This window comes from Domibacillus sp. DTU_2020_1001157_1_SI_ALB_TIR_016 (genome assembly GCF_032341995.1).
GTDB lineage: Bacteria > Bacillota > Bacilli > Bacillales > Domibacillaceae > Domibacillus > Domibacillus indicus_A.
On the sequence record NZ_CP135439.1, the window covers coordinates 371,686 to 387,338 of the forward strand.

Consider the following 15,653-nt stretch of genomic DNA (forward strand, 5'->3'; position numbering starts at 1 on the left):
TGAAAGAGGATTTTAAGGACAACTCGCATGAACTATTTTATAGATTGGGAAGGGGAACAACGATGAGTAAAATTCAAGCGCAGGACCCGGCTGTATTTGCAGCAATTCAGGATGAGCTGAAACGCCAGCAGACAAAGATTGAACTGATTGCTTCAGAAAACTTTGTATCAGAAGCAGTAATGGAAGCACAAGGTTCGGTTTTAACGAATAAATACGCAGAAGGCTACCCAGGCAAACGTTACTATGGCGGCTGCGAGCACGTGGATGTAGTAGAAGACTTGGCACGCGATCGTGCAAAAGAACTTTTTGGTGCAGAATATGTAAACGTTCAGCCGCATTCAGGTGCACAGGCAAACATGGGTGTTTACTTTGCAGTATTAGAAGCAGGCGACACGGTTCTTGGCATGAATTTATCTCATGGCGGCCACTTAACACACGGAAGCCCGGTTAACTTCAGCGGCGTTCAGTACAACTTCGTTGAGTACGGCGTAACAAAAGAAGAGCAAGTAATCGATTATGAAGATGTTCGCCAAAAAGCACTTGAGCACAAGCCAAAATTGATTGTTGCTGGTGCAAGTGCGTACCCGCGTGCAATTGACTTTGCTAAATTCCGTGAAATCGCAGATGAAGTGGGCGCTTACTTAATGGTGGATATGGCACACATTGCCGGCCTTGTGGCAGCAGGCCTTCACCAAAACCCAGTTCCTTACGCTCACTTTGTAACGACGACAACACACAAAACGCTTCGCGGTCCACGCGGCGGTATGATTTTGTCAACAGAAGAGTTTGGCAAAAAGTTTGATAAATCAATCTTCCCTGGTATTCAAGGCGGCCCGCTTATGCACGTCATCGCTGCAAAAGCTGTTGCATTTAAAGAAGCGCTTCAAGATGATTTCAAAACGTATGCGCAAAACATCATTGACAACGCAAGCCGTCTTGCAGAAGGCTTGAAAGCAGAAGGCATCGATATCGTGTCAGGCGGAACAGATAACCACCTTCTTTTGATCGATCTTCGTTCCCTTGGCTTAACAGGAAAAGTAGCAGAAGCAGTGCTTGATGAAGTGGGCATTACGGTAAACAAAAACACGATTCCATACGATCCGGAAAGCCCATTTGTAACAAGTGGTATTCGTATCGGTACAGCAGCGGTTACATCACGTGGATTCGATCTTGCTGCAATGGATGAAGTGGCTTCAATCATTGCAAAAACATTGAAAAATCATGAAGATGAAGCAGTGTTGAAAGAGTCAGCAGAACGCGTTGTTGCTTTAACATCAAAATACTCACTTTACCAAGAAGCATAATCAAACAAAAACTGCCGGCAAATGCCGGCAGTTTTTTTATGTTTCAAAGAAGCGCCCTGTCCCTTCGGTTGCCCGTCCTTTGCTTTTGGAGTAAAATAGGGATGGTTTTGTATGACCGTATAAACGAGGAGTGAACTTGATGGGAAAAGTTTATGTATTCGATCATCCGCTTATTCAACATAAGCTGACAATGATTCGCGATAAAAACACAGGCACGAAAGATTTTCGTGAACTAACAGATGAAGTAGCCACACTGATGGCGTTTGAAATTACACGGGACCTGCCGCTTGAAGAAGTAACGGTGCAAACACCGGTTTGTGATGCAAAAGCGATGGTGCTTGCCGGTAAAAAGCTTGGAATTGTGCCGATTTTGCGTGCAGGCATTGGAATGGTAGACGGTGTACTTAAGCTGATCCCTGCTGCAAAAGTAGGCCATGTCGGTTTGTACCGTGATCCGGAAACGCTTCAGCCGGTTGAATATTATGTAAAGCTGCCATCTGATGTAGAGGATCGCGATTTTATCGTGGTAGATCCGATGCTTGCAACAGGCGGCTCTGCGATTGAAGCCATTCATTCCTTGAAAAAGCGCGGCGCAAAAAACATTAAATTTATGTGCCTGATTGCTGCTCCAGAAGGGGTAGAGCTATTAAAAGAAGCACACCCGGACGTAGACATTTACATTGCATCACTGGATGAAAAATTAAACGAAAAAGGCTACATTGTACCGGGTCTCGGCGATGCCGGTGACCGTTTATTCGGAACAAAATAAAGAAAAGCAGGTGGAGAGAATGGATCGCCCGATTAAAGTAATGACGATTTTCGGCACGCGGCCGGAAGCAATCAAAATGGCTCCGCTCGTTTTGGAACTGAAAAAGCGTCCAGACGAATTTGAAGCCATTGTTACGGTAACAGCCCAGCACCGCCAAATGCTCGATCAGGTGCTGAACATTTTCAATATTACACCCGATTACGATTTGAATATTATGAAAGACCGCCAGACGCTGATCGATGTAACGACACGCGGACTTGAAGGACTTGATGGAGTCATGAAAGAAGTTCAGCCAGATATCGTACTCGTTCATGGTGATACAACGACCACATTTGTAGCCGGGCTTGCTGCTTTTTACAATCAAATTGCAGTGGGTCATGTGGAAGCGGGTCTTCGTACATGGAATAAGTATTCACCGTTCCCTGAAGAAATGAATCGCCAGCTGACAGGTGTAATGGCGGATCTTCATTTTTCACCGACGGCACAGTCTGAACAAAACTTATTAAATGAAAATAAGAAGCCGGAGTCTATTTTCGTAACAGGCAATACAGCGATCGATGCGCTGAAAACAACGGTTAAAGAAGAGTATACGCATGAGGTGCTTGAGAAGCTGGGCGATGACCGGCTTGTGTTAATGACAGCGCACCGCCGCGAAAATCTTGGCGAACCGATGAAAAACATGTTCCGTGCCATCAAGCGTCTTGTAGAGGATCACGAAGGCATTCAAGTTGTTTATCCGGTTCATTTAAACCCGGTTGTGCGTGAAACAGCGGATTCTATTTTAGGAAATGATCCGCGCATTCATTTGATTGAACCGCTTGATGTGATTGATTTCCACAACTTTGCTGAACGTGCCCATATCATTCTAACGGATTCGGGCGGCGTGCAGGAAGAAGCTCCTTCACTTGGTGTACCGGTTCTTGTACTGCGTGATACAACAGAGCGTCCGGAAGGAATTGAAGCCGGAACGCTGAAACTTGCCGGCACAGAAGAAGAGACGATTTACTCGCTTGCTTCTGAGCTGTTAACGGATCAACAAGCATACGACAAAATGTCTAAAGCTTCTAATCCATATGGAGACGGAGAAGCATCACGGCGCATTTGTGATGCGATTCGCTATTATTTTGGAGCGGATCCAAACAAACCGGAACGGTTTGAAGTAAAATAAGAAGAAAAAAGTCGTCCTAAATAACGGACGACTTTTTTCTATTCTACATAAATGTTCGGAAAAAAATGAAAAAAGTATGAGCATTTTGTGAAATATGTACATGATAACTTGAGGTTTTCGTTCCCAACACATTGACATTGAAAAAGCCCTATTGTATGCTAACAAAGGGTAAGGACAATGGGTTTTATACATAGTGTAACCGTTTTTTTCTGGTTCTTTTTTCGCCAATTTACCGAATCAGCGAGGTGCGGGATGAACAACAAAAAGCCATTCCGATCCATAGCCATTTACACCACAATACTTACCCAGCTTGCTGGCTCTATGCTAATTGGCATTTTCGGGGGCCTTGCTCTTGATAAACGGTTGAGTACTATGCCCCTCTTTTTAATTGTCGGACTGCTGGCAGGCCTTTTTGCAGGCGTTTATGCAATGTTCCGTACCCTTCATTATTTCAATTCAGGAGACTAGCCATTTATGTCCGAACTCCAGCAATCTATTAGAAGACAAAGAATGTACCTGTTTTACCTTTTGTCTATTTTTGTTCTCGGATGGGGCTTTACGTCAGCACAAAGTATTTTTGCCGGACTGATTCTCGGCACGATACTCAGTATGTGCAATCACTGGCTCATCTCCAGGCGGATGCTGCGTTTTAACAAAGCAGTCGATAACGACTTAAAACCGCCGCGGCTTGGCACGTCAACACGAATCGCCACCGCTGCACTAGCCGCGATTATTGCCCTCCGAAACCCCGAACAGTTTCATATGATCAGTACTATTTTGGGATTAATGACTGCTTATGCAGTGATTATGATAGATTTTGTAATCCAGCACTTTATAAAACGTATGATCCGGAAAGAGGTGAAATAATTTGCATCACGAAGCTCCATTATACGATCTTCCTTTATTTGGTGGATTGACAATGACCTTCAATCTGGCGAACGTATTAATGATTACAATTGCCAGTGTGATAGTGTTTTTGCTCGCGGTGATCTCAACTCGCACGTTGGCCCTAAAGCCGGCAGGAATGCAAAACTTTATCGAGTGGGTTATGGATTTTGTTAAAGGAATCATCAAAAGCAATATGGATTGGAAAACAGGCGGCCGGTTTCACGTTCTTGGAATTACATTGATTATGTATATCTTTGTTTCCAATATGCTCGGCCTTCCATTTGCAATCGTTTATGACAATCACTTATGGTGGAAGTCGCCAACAGCCGATCCGGCCGTGACGATGACACTTGCAGTTATGGTGGTCGCACTTACACATTATTATGCAGTCCGTATGAAAGGGATCTCTGAATACGGCAAGGACTTTTTCCGCCCAATGTGGTTTATGCTTCCGCTGAAGTTGATTGAAGAGTTTGCAAACACGCTGACATTGGGTCTGCGGCTTTACGGAAACATTTACGCTGGTGAAATCCTTCTTTCATTACTGTCAGCTTCCCTGGCGGTTGGAGTTGGAGGCCATTTAGCAGCCATTCTGCCAACACTTGCATGGCAGGGCTTCTCGCTTTTCGTTGGCTCAATCCAGGCATTTATCTTTACTATGTTAACGATGGTTTACATCTCACACAAAGTGAGTCATGACCATTAATATATCTAGCTGCTTGGAAATGAATCATTTCTAAGTAAATTAAGCTTTTAATAATAAGGAGGAAACATTACAATGGGTTTTTTAGCAGCAGCAATTGCAGTTGGTTTAGCGGCCGTTGGAGCCGGTGTAGGTAACGGTCTTATCGTATCAAAAACAATTGAAGGGGTAGCTCGTCAGCCAGAAGCTCGCAGCACTCTTCAAACAATCATGTTCATCGGTATTGCCCTTGTTGAGGCGATTCCTATCATCGCCGTTGTTATTGCATTCATGGCAAGCGCTCAGTAATAAACACGCTTTCGAAGCGGTTTTGACAAATGGACGCACATGCCTTTATCTAGGTTATACCCAAGAAGCCGGTTTTATAACGACAATTAAACATTGGTGAATGATTTTTCTGCCCGGATCGTGATCCGGCTTCCGGCAGAGAGGACAGTCATTCACCTGAAGTTAGGCAGATAAAGGATATGAAAAGCCCCGGCATGAATTCCGGCTGGCCTTTTGAATGGCGAAGATCACATTCTAAATGCGAGCCTTCGCCATTCCTTTATGTAAAAAAGGAACATATTTTTCCCATTCGGGGATGAAGCTGTTGAAGGGAGTGAAAATCGTGACGACAAATTCATTGGTACTTGGAGCAGGTGGCGGATTTAACACTGGTGATATCTTTTTCCAGTTAATCATGTTCATTATCTTGCTCGCATTGCTGAAAAAATTTGCATGGGCTCCATTAATGGGCATTATGCAGGAGCGTGCGGACTTAATCTCATCTGAAATTGATGCAGCAGAAAAAAGCCGCACAGAAGCGAATCAATTATTAGAACAAACACGTGCGGAAGCTAAATCAGCCCGCCTTGAAGCACAAAACACGATTGAAAACGCCAAGAAATTAGCAGAAGAACAAAAAGCCGACATTTTGGCTGCAGCTCGCGCTGAATCTGAACGCTTAAAAGAAATGGCAAAGCTTGAAATCGCACAGGAGCGTGACAAAGCAATGAGCACGCTTCGTGAGCAAGTAGCTTCACTTTCAGTAATGATCGCATCGAAAGTGATTGAAAAAGATCTTTCAGAAGCAGATCAGGAAAAAATGATCAACGACTATCTTATTAAAGAGGCAGGCGAAGAGCGATGAGTAAATCCGGAGCGGCAAAACGCTACGCGATCGCGCTTTTTGAACTGGCAAAAGAAAACAATCAGGTAGCAAAATTTGATCAGGAAGTGCGCATTGTAAAAGAAGTCATCGAAGAAAACGGTGAGGTTGCCAAGGCACTCGAGTCACCGAATTTATCGCTGGCAGACAAGCAGGCACTTGTAAATACACTGGCCGCTCACGCCTCAACAGCGGTTTTGAACACACTGAAGCTTCTTGTTGAGCGCCGTCGCGCCGATGAGATTGGGACAGTATGTGAAGAGTTTATTCAGCTTTCTAATCAAGAACGCGGCATGGCAGAGGCCATTGTGTACTCGGCACGGCCGTTAACAGAAGCAGAGGCAGCAAGTGTGTCTCAAACGTTTGCCCGTAAAGTCGGCAAACAAACGTTAACTATTGAAAATATTGTTGATTCCAATGTTTTGGGCGGATTAAAAGTTCGAATTGGGAACCGTATTTTTGATGGAACACTGCAAGGCAAGCTAGATCGTCTTCAAAAGCAATTAACGACGAATTTATAAATGAAATCAGAAGCAAAATACATTTTACAAAAAGAAATTGAGGGGTGACATGCATGAGCATCAAAGCTGAAGAAATCAGTGCGCTGATAAAAAAGCAAATTGAAAACTTCCAGACCGATATTACAGTTAGCGACGTCGGTACTGTCATCCAGGTTGGGGACGGTATCGCACGTGCTCATGGCCTCGACAACGTTATGGCAGGGGAGCTTCTTGAGTTCTCAAACGGCGTTATGGGTATGGCTCAAAACCTGGAAGAAAACAACGTAGGTATTATTATTCTTGGTCCTTACACAGGCATCAAAGAAGGCGATGAAGTGCGCCGCACAGGCCGCATCATGGAAGTTCCGGTTGGCGAAGAGCTAATCGGCCGCGTTGTAAACTCTCTTGGCCAGCCAGTCGACGGTCTTGGTCCAATCAACACAACAAAAACACGTCCAATCGAAAGCCCGGCAACAGGCGTTATGGCTCGTAAATCTGTTCATGAGCCGCTTCAAACAGGTATCAAAGCGATTGATGCGCTTGTACCAATCGGCCGCGGACAGCGTGAATTAATCATCGGTGACCGTCAAACAGGTAAAACAACGGTTGCGATCGATACAATCTTGAACCAGCGTGACCAGGATATGGTTTGTATCTATGTTGCGATTGGTCAAAAAGAATCAACAGTTCGTAATGCGGTGGAAACTCTTCGCAAGCACGGTGCACTTGATTACACAATCGTTGTAACGGCATCTGCGTCTTCACCAGCTCCGATGTTGTTCCTTGCGCCATACACAGGCGTTTCTATGGCAGAAGACTTTATGTTCAACGGCAAGCACGTTTTGATCGTATATGATGATCTTTCAAAACAAGCGGCTGCATACCGTGAACTTTCCCTTCTTCTTCGCCGTCCTCCAGGCCGCGAAGCATATCCTGGTGACGTATTCTACTTGCATTCACGCCTGCTTGAGCGTGCAGCGAAGTTGAACGATGAACTTGGTGCAGGTTCTATTACAGCACTTCCATTCGTTGAAACACAGGCGGGAGATATTTCTGCTTACATTCCAACGAACGTTATCTCTATCACAGACGGACAGATCTTCCTGCAGTCTGACTTGTTCTTCTCAGGTGTTCGTCCGGCGATTAACGCGGGTCTTTCTGTATCACGTGTTGGTGGTTCAGCGCAGATCAAGGCGATGAAAAAGGTAGCAGGTACACTGCGTCTAGACCTTGCTGCGTACCGTGAGCTTGAAGCATTTGCTCAGTTTGGTTCAGATCTTGATGCGATTACGCAATCAAAACTAAACCGCGGTGCACGTACAGTTGAAGTATTGAAACAGGATTTAAACAAACCGCTTAAAGTTGAGCGCCAGGTTGTTATTCTTTATGCATTAACACGCGGCCATCTTGATGATATTCCGGTTTCTGATATCACTCGTTTCGAAGACGAATTACTGCACTGGCTCGATAAAAACCACACGAATGTGTATGATCATATTCGCACAACGAAAGAACTTCCGTCTGATGACGAGTTGAAAGCAGCAATCAACGAGTTTAAAAAATCGTTTGTGAAATCCGAATAAGAGCAGAAGAAGGGCGGTACCGTCTCATCGGACGTCCGCCCCTTCCTGCGTTATCAAACACAAAAGGGTGGTGAGAGAAAGTGGCATCGTTACGCGATATACAAACACGTATTACATCGACAAAAAAGACGAGTCAGATTACGAAAGCCATGCAAATGGTATCTGCTTCTAAATTGAATCGTGCAGAAATGAATGCGAAGTCATTTGTTCCGTATATGGATAAAATTCAGGAAGTGGTTGCGTCAATTGCGCTCGGCAGTAAAGATGTAAAACATCCGATGCTTGTCTCCCGCCCCGTTAAAAAAACCGGGTACCTTGTTATTACATCGGACCGTGGTTTGGCGGGAGCTTATAACAGCAGTATTTTGCGTTCTGTTTATAAACGTATTCAAGAACGTCATACATCAAAAGACGAGTACGTAGTCATTGCAATCGGGCGTGTCGGACGGGATTTCTTCCGTATCCGGGGCATCGATACCATTGAAAGCGTTACGGGTCTTCCAGATCAGCCGTCTTTTGCGGATGTAAAAGAGATCGTCCGGAAAACAGTCGATCTTTTCTCAGAGGGAGCTTATGACGAGCTTTATATGTACTACAGCCATTTCGTCAATGCAATCCAGCAGGATGTAACGGCTAAGAAAGTATTGCCGCTGACAGATATTCAAGCATCTGGCGGACGTCTTTCTTCATATGAATTTGAACCTTCCGCAGAAGAGATTCTTGAAGTCTTGCTTCCTCAGTATGCAGAAAGCTTGATTTATGGAGCACTTCTTGACGGAAAAGCGAGTGAGCACGCAGCGCGTATGACGGCTATGCAGAATGCAACCGATAACGCGAAAGAGCTTATCCGCACGTTGACACTTCAATACAACCGTGCGCGTCAAGCCGCTATTACCCAGGAAATTACGGAAATTGTCGGCGGGGCAGCAGCACTCGAGTAGATTAAAAATGGGCGGTTTACGTCCCGATATAGAATGAAGCTAACCAAACAGGAGGGAAAAAGATGAACAAAGGACGCGTTCTTCAAGTTATGGGTCCGGTTGTTGACGTTAAATTCGAAAACGGTCAACTTCCTGCCATTTATAACGCCTTAAAAGTTCAAATCGGTTCTGAAGCCGGTACGGAGCTTACGTTAGAAGTCGCTACGCATCTTGGCGACGATTCTGTTCGTGCGATCGCGATGGCATCAACAGACGGCCTTCAGCGTAACCAGGAAGTAATTGATACAGGAAGCGCGATTTCGGTACCGGTTGGAGATGTGACGCTTGGACGTGTATTCAACGTCCTTGGTGAACCAATCGATGAGAAACCAATGGAAGAAGGAGCACGCCGCGATGCGATTCACCGCCAGGCGCCTACTTTCGACCAGCTTTCAACAGAAGTTGAGATTCTAGAAACAGGAATTAAAGTTGTTGACCTTCTTGCGCCTTACATCAAAGGTGGTAAAATCGGTTTGTTCGGTGGTGCCGGTGTAGGTAAAACGGTACTTATTCAGGAACTGATCAACAACATCGCTCAAGAGCACGGGGGTATCTCTGTATTTGCCGGTGTTGGTGAGCGTACACGTGAAGGAAATGACCTTTTCCACGAGATGAGCGATTCAGGCGTTATTTCAAAAACAGCGATGGTTTTCGGCCAAATGAACGAGCCGCCGGGCGCACGTATGCGTGTAGCTTTGACGGGTCTGACAATGGCGGAACATTTCCGTGACGAACAAGGACAGGACGTACTGTTCTTCATCGATAACATTTTCCGTTTCACTCAAGCAGGTTCTGAAGTATCAGCCCTTCTTGGACGCCTTCCATCTGCGGTAGGTTACCAGCCAACATTGGCAACAGAAATGGGTCAGCTTCAAGAGCGTATTACATCAACAAACGTTGGTTCTGTTACATCTATCCAGGCGATTTATGTCCCAGCCGATGACTACACGGATCCGGCTCCGGCAACAACGTTCGCTCACTTGGATGCAACAACAAACCTTGAGCGTAAACTTTCTGAGATGGGTATTTACCCTGCGGTTGATCCGCTTGCTTCAACATCACGCGCCCTTTCACCGGAAATCGTTGGTGAAGAGCACTACTCAGTAGCTCGTTCTGTACAGCAAACATTGCAGCGCTACAGAGAATTGCAGGATATCATTGCAATCCTCGGTATGGATGAGTTGTCAGAGGATGATAAATTGACTGTTGCGCGTGCGCGCCGCATTCAATTCTTCCTTTCACAAAACTTCCACGTGGCAGAGCAGTTTACAGGACAAAAAGGTTCTTATGTACAAGTAAAAGATACAGTACGTGGATTCCGTGAAATCCTGGATGGTAAACATGATAATCTTCCTGAAGATGCGTTCCGTTTAGTCGGCGGCATTGAAGAAGTAGTGGCAAAAGCACAAGAAATGGGTGCAAACGTTTAATATAGGGATCAGGAGGTTAAGTTATGAAGACATTTAACGTCAATATCGTCACTCCTGACGGTCCGGTCCTCGATACAACGGTTGAACTCCTTAGTGCAAGAGCACAAAGCGGTGACCTCGGTATCATGGCCGGCCACGTCCCGATGGTCGCTCCCTTACAAATCGGTGTAGTCCGATTAGTAACAGGCGGCAAGCAATCGGAATTGGTCGCTATCAGCGGCGGCTTTCTCGAAGTTCGTCCGGATCAGGTAACGATATTAGCGCAGGCTGCTGAAAAAGGGGAAAATATCGACCTTTCCCGTGCACAAGAAGCCCAGCGTCGTGCTGAGCAGCGGCTTCAAGACAACCAGGATAACGTCGATTTTAAACGTGCCGAATTGGCATTGAAACGTGCGATAAACCGCATCAATGCTTCTCAAGGCAATTTATAAGAAAAAGCTGTCCGTCGCCTGGCGATTGTGACAGCTTTTTTCTTATTATAGGAAAGAAAAATGTTATGGTTTTTTGAGCTGCGCCTGCATTACGCAGCACATGCCTCGTTAGATCAGCAGCTTTCACATGACGGTGAACCACTCGCGTTGCAGGCTGCTATCACCTCTTATATACAATCACAATATATTAAATTAAGGAGAAATCATATGATTGAATCATTTGGACAGGAAGCACTGTTCAGTATGTTTCTCAGCCTTTTTTGCATCGGCTTGTCATTTTGGGCGCTGCAGTCGCTCCGGCTTGACCAGCTTTTTCGCAAAAACCAGGTGGCAAGGGCAAGAATGCTATATTTGCTGCTTTCCATTGCGATCGGATCTGCCGTCAGCAGCTTCTTTTTAAACTACCTGCAGTGGGCCCGCCAGCTTCCTTTACTGTTTTAAGCCCGGGTATACGTAGGATACTTGCCTTTTTGGGGAAAATCATTTAAATTGGATGAAGACAATTTGTGAAAAAACAAGCAATTTAGGTTTGTTCTCTCATTAGGCGGGAAAACAAAAAAAGGCGCCTCTTTTGAAATTTTTCACAAAGTCTCTACAAATTGTGAGGAATTTCCCTTGTTAAACAAACAATTTGAATGGTAAACTTTAAGAAGTTTTGTCGAAGTTACGAAAAGACATTGGACAGGACTGGCACGTCAGTCCACTGATTTGAATATGTATAATAGAAAAGGACGCGGAGGGGAACAGTTTGGACAAAATTATCGTCCGCGGCGGCCGTCAGTTGAACGGTACCGTCAAAGTTGAAGGAGCAAAAAATTCGGTGCTGCCGGTCATCGCAGCAACTATGCTTGCAGGAGAAGGAAAGTGTGTCATTCGTGACGTACCTACTTTATCCGATGTATATACAATTAATGAAGTGCTACGCCACTTAAATTGCGAAGTTACATTTGAAAACAATACCGTAACTGTTGATGCGACAAAAGAACTTCTTATTGAAGCGCCATTCGAATACGTTCGTAAAATGCGTGCCTCTGTCCTAGTGATGGGCGCACTTTTAGCACGAAATGGGAAAGCACGTGTGGCACTGCCGGGCGGCTGTGCCATTGGTTCGCGTCCCATCGATCAGCACTTAAAAGGGTTTGAAGCAATGGGTGCCCGTGTTAAGGTAGAAAACGGTTTTATCGATGCTGAAACAGATGGACGCTTAAAAGGCGCAAAAATCTATTTGGATTTCCCAAGCGTTGGCGCAACTGAAAACATTATGACAGCTGCTGCGCTGGCAGAAGGGACAACGATCCTTGAGAACGCGGCGAAAGAGCCGGAAATCGTGGATCTTGCAAACTTAATCAACAAAATGGGCGGCAAAGTAATCGGTGCCGGTACAGAAACCATTCGGATTGAAGGCGTTGATGTCTTGACTGGTGCAGACCACGCCATCATTCCAGACCGTATTGAAGCAGGTACTTTTATGACAGCGGCAGCCATCACAGGCGGAAACGTGCTGATTGAAGGTGCTGTAGCAGAGCATATGTCTTCATTGATCGCTAAAATGCGTGAGATGGGCATCGAAGTCATTGAAGAAAGCAATGGCATTCGTGTAATCGGTCCTGAAAAAATGAAATCGGTCGATATTAAAACGATGCCGCATCCTGGCTTCCCAACAGACATGCAATCACAAATGATGGCTCTTATGTTAAAAGCAGAAGGAACAGGCGTCATTACCGAAACAGTCTTTGAAAATCGCTTTATGCATGTGGAAGAATTCCGCCGTATGAACGCAAATGCAAAAATTGAAGGCCGTTCTGTTATCATTGACGGTCCGTCTGATTTGCAGGGAGCAGAAGTAGCGGCAACAGACTTACGTGCAGCTGCAGCATTGATTATCGCAGGTCTTGTGGCTGACGGCTATACACGCGTTACAGAACTAAAGCATCTTGATCGTGGATATGTGAATTTCCATGGCAAGCTTGCGGCGCTTGGTGCGGATATCGAGCGCGTATCAGAAGCAGCAGAAACACCAGTTGCGGTGAAAAGCTGAATTTATTTTTATTCCTACTTTTATGAAAACCGTCTGCAGATGCAGGCGGTTTTTTATGTTCGGTCATAATCATTATAGTCGTGCATATCCCTTTTTATACAGCAAGGAGGGAAATTTGTTGAAAAAGCCGTTTTTCGCTTTTTTACTGATCGTCGTTACAGCTATTGCGATTCCAGCTGCCGGCCTGTGGCTGACGGACGGACAAAAGACGGCGCCAAAGAAGGAGGAGAAAGAGCCGACTGTAGAGGTTATTCGGTCTGACACGCAAAAAACTGAATCTGTTCCGCTTGAGGAGTATGTGGCAGGAGTAGTAGCAGCTGAAATGCCGGCTTCTTTTGAAAAAGAAGCGTTAAAAGCCCAGGCTGTCGCTGCGCGTACCTTTATTTTAACGGAAACGCTGAAAGGGCAGGACGTAACGGATACCGTAGATGACCAGGTATTTAAAGATGAGGATGACCAGAAAAAAATGTGGGGAGCCGATTTTAAGAAAAACAAAGAGAAGATTGAAGAGGCTGCAGATGAAACAGAAGGGGAAGTACTCGTGTATGATGGACAACCAATTACAGCTGCGTTTTTTTCCTCTGGCAATGGACAGACGGAAAATGCTGAAGAATACTGGCAGTCAGCAGCCCCCTATTTAATCAGTGTCGTGAGTCCATGGGATGAATCTGCCCCTAATTTTGAACAAGAACTCGTTCTGACCAAACAAGAAGTAGAGGAAAAGCTGGATGTGTCTCTGCCTTCATCGGGGGAAGTCGGTACGGTAGTGGATAAAACAACTGGCGGGCGTATCGGCAGCATTTTAATTGACGGCCAATCATTTACAGGCCGGGAAATAAGAGAAGCCCTTGGCCTGCCTTCTGCGGACTTTAACATGACGGTTAAAGGCAGTGATGTAATCGTAGAAACGAAAGGATATGGACACGGAGTGGGGATGAGCCAATACGGAGCTAACGGGATGGCGAAAGAAGGGAAAAACTATAAAGATATTACAGCCCATTATTATCCGGGTGCCGAAATAGCAGATGTGCAGTCTTTCTTAAAATAAACGAAAAAACACGTCCGCATTTACTGCGGACGTGTCCATTCACCGAAGCCTGCCAGCCAGCGGCCGATACGTGATTTGCGCTCGAAATAAAAATAATTAACAGCTAAAAATGCAATCGTAACACCGGTTACGTCTTTGACTGCATCAATAAGCGTAGCCGACCGGTACGGTACGAATGCTTGATGGATTTCGTCAGTCAGTCCGTAAAAAGAAGCAAACATTGCTGCAGCCAGGCTGGTAAGCGGCGTCAGCTTTCCATTTGCTAAAAGAGCAAGCACAATCAGGCCGTACAAAATGGCAAATTCAACAAGGTGAAGTGATTCTTTTATAAATAAGTCTACTTTATTATTCGGTAAATCCATAATTGTATCGTGCGGAAGCCCTGACATGATCCAAATAGCAATCATATATAAAACAGGCAGTCCCATCATTAAAAACCGAATTCCTTTTTTCACTTCCACACCTCCATCTCCCTCTTTGATTTTACCATTCCAACGCAGTGAGAACCTTTATGATTGTGGCGTTTTTCGTACGATTTAGGGAATTTTATGGCATAAGTGTATAAAAAAACATCTGCCTGTCCAAAATGGTTGTCGAGGTGATAACTATGAAAGAGGGCGGCAAAAAAACACTCCCCCCAAAATTAAAAGACTTCTTTATGAAGCGACGGGCACTGCCTGTGATTTATCTTGCTTGTGCTATTTTATTGATTTCCAGTCTTATGTTTTACGAAGTAATGAAGCCTGAAAAGAAAGAGGATGCGGCCGTATTTGATCAGCCAGCAGAAAGTGTGAATGGCACTGTCGAGACGGAACAGATGATCATGCCAGTTGTAGAAGGAGCGATTGCGAAAACCGCTTTTTACGATTCAAAAGCAAAAGCAGCCCAGCAGGAAGAAGCGCTTGTTGTATTTAACGACACCTACTATGAAAGTACGGGTGTAGACTATGCGCTTGAAAACGGAAAAACCTTTGCCGTATCCGCACCGCTTTCCGGAACGGTTACGGATGTACGGGAAGATGCATTCATTGGGAATTACATTGAAATTGACCATGGCAATGGGGCAGTCAGCACATTCCAATCGATCAAGGATATTCAAGTGAAAAAAGATGACAAGGTCAGCCAGGGACAAAAAATTGGCGAGGCCGGACGCAGCATTCTCAACGAATCAGCGGGTATTCACGTTCACTTTGAAATGACCAAAGATGGCGACCTGATAAATCCATCCGCGCTCTATGGAAAGGCCGTCAGTGAATGGAAATGAATATTTCCCAGGGAATGCGCATACTGTTAGTAAAAAGAAATGGGTCTACTTTCATTCGATGAAACCTATGGCCGAACCATTCGACACCGCTCATCCCGTTTCCGCTGAAGGAGGCGTGTGCGTGCGCGAATACATCAAAGAAAGAGCGCTGAAGGCCGGGAAATATATCGTGGAAACAAACAAAACGGTCCGGGACATTGCAAAGGAATTCGGCATTTCAAAAAGCACCGTCCATAAAGATCTAACGGAACGGCTGCCGAATGTAAACCCGGAGCTGTCCGCTCGTGTCGAGCATATTTTGCACTATCATAAATCTGTCCGGCACCTGCGGGGAGGAGAAGCGACTAAACAAAAGTGGAAGCGGTCTGTTTAACACTCAATGTCAATATGACTTTGG

General features: G+C 45.2%; 19 protein-coding genes. 18 read left to right on the plus strand and 1 reads right to left on the minus strand.

Annotated elements, in window-relative coordinates; all coding sequences use genetic code 11:
* Positions 1-62: 62 nt before the first annotated feature.
* The 16 genes from glyA (at position 63) to spoIID (ending at position 13,992) form a co-directional block, all read left to right on the plus strand.
* The gene (gene glyA / locus RRU94_RS09885; RefSeq protein WP_315694035.1) at positions 63-1,304 is read left to right on the plus strand and encodes a serine hydroxymethyltransferase; all 1,242 of its coding nucleotides are present in this window, start codon (positions 63-65) and stop codon (positions 1,302-1,304) included.
* Between the two features lie 139 nt (positions 1,305-1,443).
* Positions 1,444-2,073, plus strand: a complete 630-nt coding sequence (upp, locus tag RRU94_RS09890; protein WP_309089271.1) for a uracil phosphoribosyltransferase — start codon at positions 1,444-1,446, stop codon at positions 2,071-2,073.
* A gap of 19 nt (positions 2,074-2,092) precedes the next feature.
* Positions 2,093-3,241 (plus strand): non-hydrolyzing UDP-N-acetylglucosamine 2-epimerase, encoded by a 1,149-nt coding sequence (gene wecB, locus RRU94_RS09895; RefSeq protein WP_315694037.1) that lies wholly within the window; start codon positions 2,093-2,095, stop codon positions 3,239-3,241.
* 252 nt (positions 3,242-3,493) lie between these two features.
* Positions 3,494-3,709 carry an AtpZ/AtpI family protein gene (locus tag RRU94_RS09900; protein ID WP_315694038.1) on the plus strand — a complete coding sequence of 72 codons (216 nt, stop codon included), beginning with the start codon at positions 3,494-3,496 and terminating at the stop codon, positions 3,707-3,709.
* A gap of 6 nt (positions 3,710-3,715) precedes the next feature.
* The gene (locus tag RRU94_RS09905; protein WP_315694039.1) at positions 3,716-4,108 is read left to right on the plus strand and encodes an ATP synthase subunit I; all 393 of its coding nucleotides are present in this window, start codon (positions 3,716-3,718) and stop codon (positions 4,106-4,108) included.
* A 1-nt stretch (position 4,109) separates the two neighbouring features.
* Positions 4,110-4,835, plus strand: coding sequence for a F0F1 ATP synthase subunit A (gene atpB, locus RRU94_RS09910; protein WP_315694041.1), 726 nt, complete (start codon positions 4,110-4,112; stop codon positions 4,833-4,835).
* Positions 4,836-4,907: 72 nt separating this feature from the next.
* Positions 4,908-5,120, plus strand: a complete 213-nt coding sequence (gene atpE / locus RRU94_RS09915) for a F0F1 ATP synthase subunit C (protein WP_255821825.1) — start codon at positions 4,908-4,910, stop codon at positions 5,118-5,120.
* Between the two features lie 322 nt (positions 5,121-5,442).
* Entirely contained in the window at positions 5,443-5,964 is a 522-nt protein-coding gene (gene atpF / locus RRU94_RS09920) for a F0F1 ATP synthase subunit B (RefSeq protein WP_315694043.1), read from the plus strand.
* Positions 5,961-6,503 carry a F0F1 ATP synthase subunit delta gene (locus tag RRU94_RS09925; protein ID WP_315694044.1) on the plus strand — a complete coding sequence of 181 codons (543 nt, stop codon included), beginning with the start codon at positions 5,961-5,963 and terminating at the stop codon, positions 6,501-6,503. Before atpF ends, RRU94_RS09925 begins: the two co-directional genes overlap by 4 nt.
* Positions 6,504-6,556: 53 nt before the next feature.
* Positions 6,557-8,065, plus strand: a complete 1,509-nt coding sequence (atpA, locus tag RRU94_RS09930) for a F0F1 ATP synthase subunit alpha (RefSeq protein WP_242232765.1) — start codon at positions 6,557-6,559, stop codon at positions 8,063-8,065.
* An 80-nt stretch (positions 8,066-8,145) separates the two neighbouring features.
* Positions 8,146-9,006 (plus strand): F0F1 ATP synthase subunit gamma, encoded by an 861-nt coding sequence (locus tag RRU94_RS09935; RefSeq protein WP_315694045.1) that lies wholly within the window; start codon positions 8,146-8,148, stop codon positions 9,004-9,006.
* Between the two features lie 62 nt (positions 9,007-9,068).
* Complete coding sequence (atpD, locus tag RRU94_RS09940) at positions 9,069-10,475, plus strand: F0F1 ATP synthase subunit beta (RefSeq protein ID WP_315694046.1); 1,407 nt, start codon at positions 9,069-9,071, stop codon at positions 10,473-10,475.
* A gap of 23 nt (positions 10,476-10,498) precedes the next feature.
* On the plus strand, positions 10,499-10,906 hold the full coding sequence (locus RRU94_RS09945; protein ID WP_315694047.1) for a F0F1 ATP synthase subunit epsilon: 408 nt from the start codon (positions 10,499-10,501) through the stop codon (positions 10,904-10,906).
* Between the two features lie 60 nt (positions 10,907-10,966).
* Complete coding sequence (locus RRU94_RS09950) at positions 10,967-11,347, plus strand: DUF1146 family protein (protein ID WP_315694048.1); 381 nt, start codon at positions 10,967-10,969, stop codon at positions 11,345-11,347.
* A 307-nt stretch (positions 11,348-11,654) separates the two neighbouring features.
* Positions 11,655-12,944 (plus strand): UDP-N-acetylglucosamine 1-carboxyvinyltransferase, encoded by a 1,290-nt coding sequence (gene murA, locus RRU94_RS09955; protein ID WP_251271609.1) that lies wholly within the window; start codon positions 11,655-11,657, stop codon positions 12,942-12,944.
* Positions 12,945-13,062: 118 nt separating this feature from the next.
* Complete coding sequence (gene spoIID, locus RRU94_RS09960; protein ID WP_315694049.1) at positions 13,063-13,992, plus strand: stage II sporulation protein D; 930 nt, start codon at positions 13,063-13,065, stop codon at positions 13,990-13,992.
* Positions 13,993-14,012: 20 nt separating this feature from the next.
* Here spoIID and RRU94_RS09965 read toward each other — a convergent pair whose 3' ends face one another.
* Positions 14,013-14,447: a VanZ family protein gene (locus RRU94_RS09965; RefSeq protein ID WP_315694051.1), complete on the minus strand. Its 435-nt coding sequence runs from the start codon at positions 14,445-14,447 to the stop codon at positions 14,013-14,015.
* A gap of 203 nt (positions 14,448-14,650) precedes the next feature.
* Here RRU94_RS09965 and RRU94_RS09970 point away from each other — a divergent pair, with 203 nt between their 5' ends.
* On the plus strand, positions 14,651-15,256 hold the full coding sequence (locus tag RRU94_RS09970) for a peptidoglycan DD-metalloendopeptidase family protein (RefSeq protein ID WP_315694053.1): 606 nt from the start codon (positions 14,651-14,653) through the stop codon (positions 15,254-15,256).
* Between the two features lie 121 nt (positions 15,257-15,377).
* On the plus strand, positions 15,378-15,629 hold the full coding sequence (gene spoIIID / locus RRU94_RS09975) for a sporulation transcriptional regulator SpoIIID (protein ID WP_251271617.1): 252 nt from the start codon (positions 15,378-15,380) through the stop codon (positions 15,627-15,629).
* The last annotated feature ends 24 nt before the right edge of the window (positions 15,630-15,653 follow it).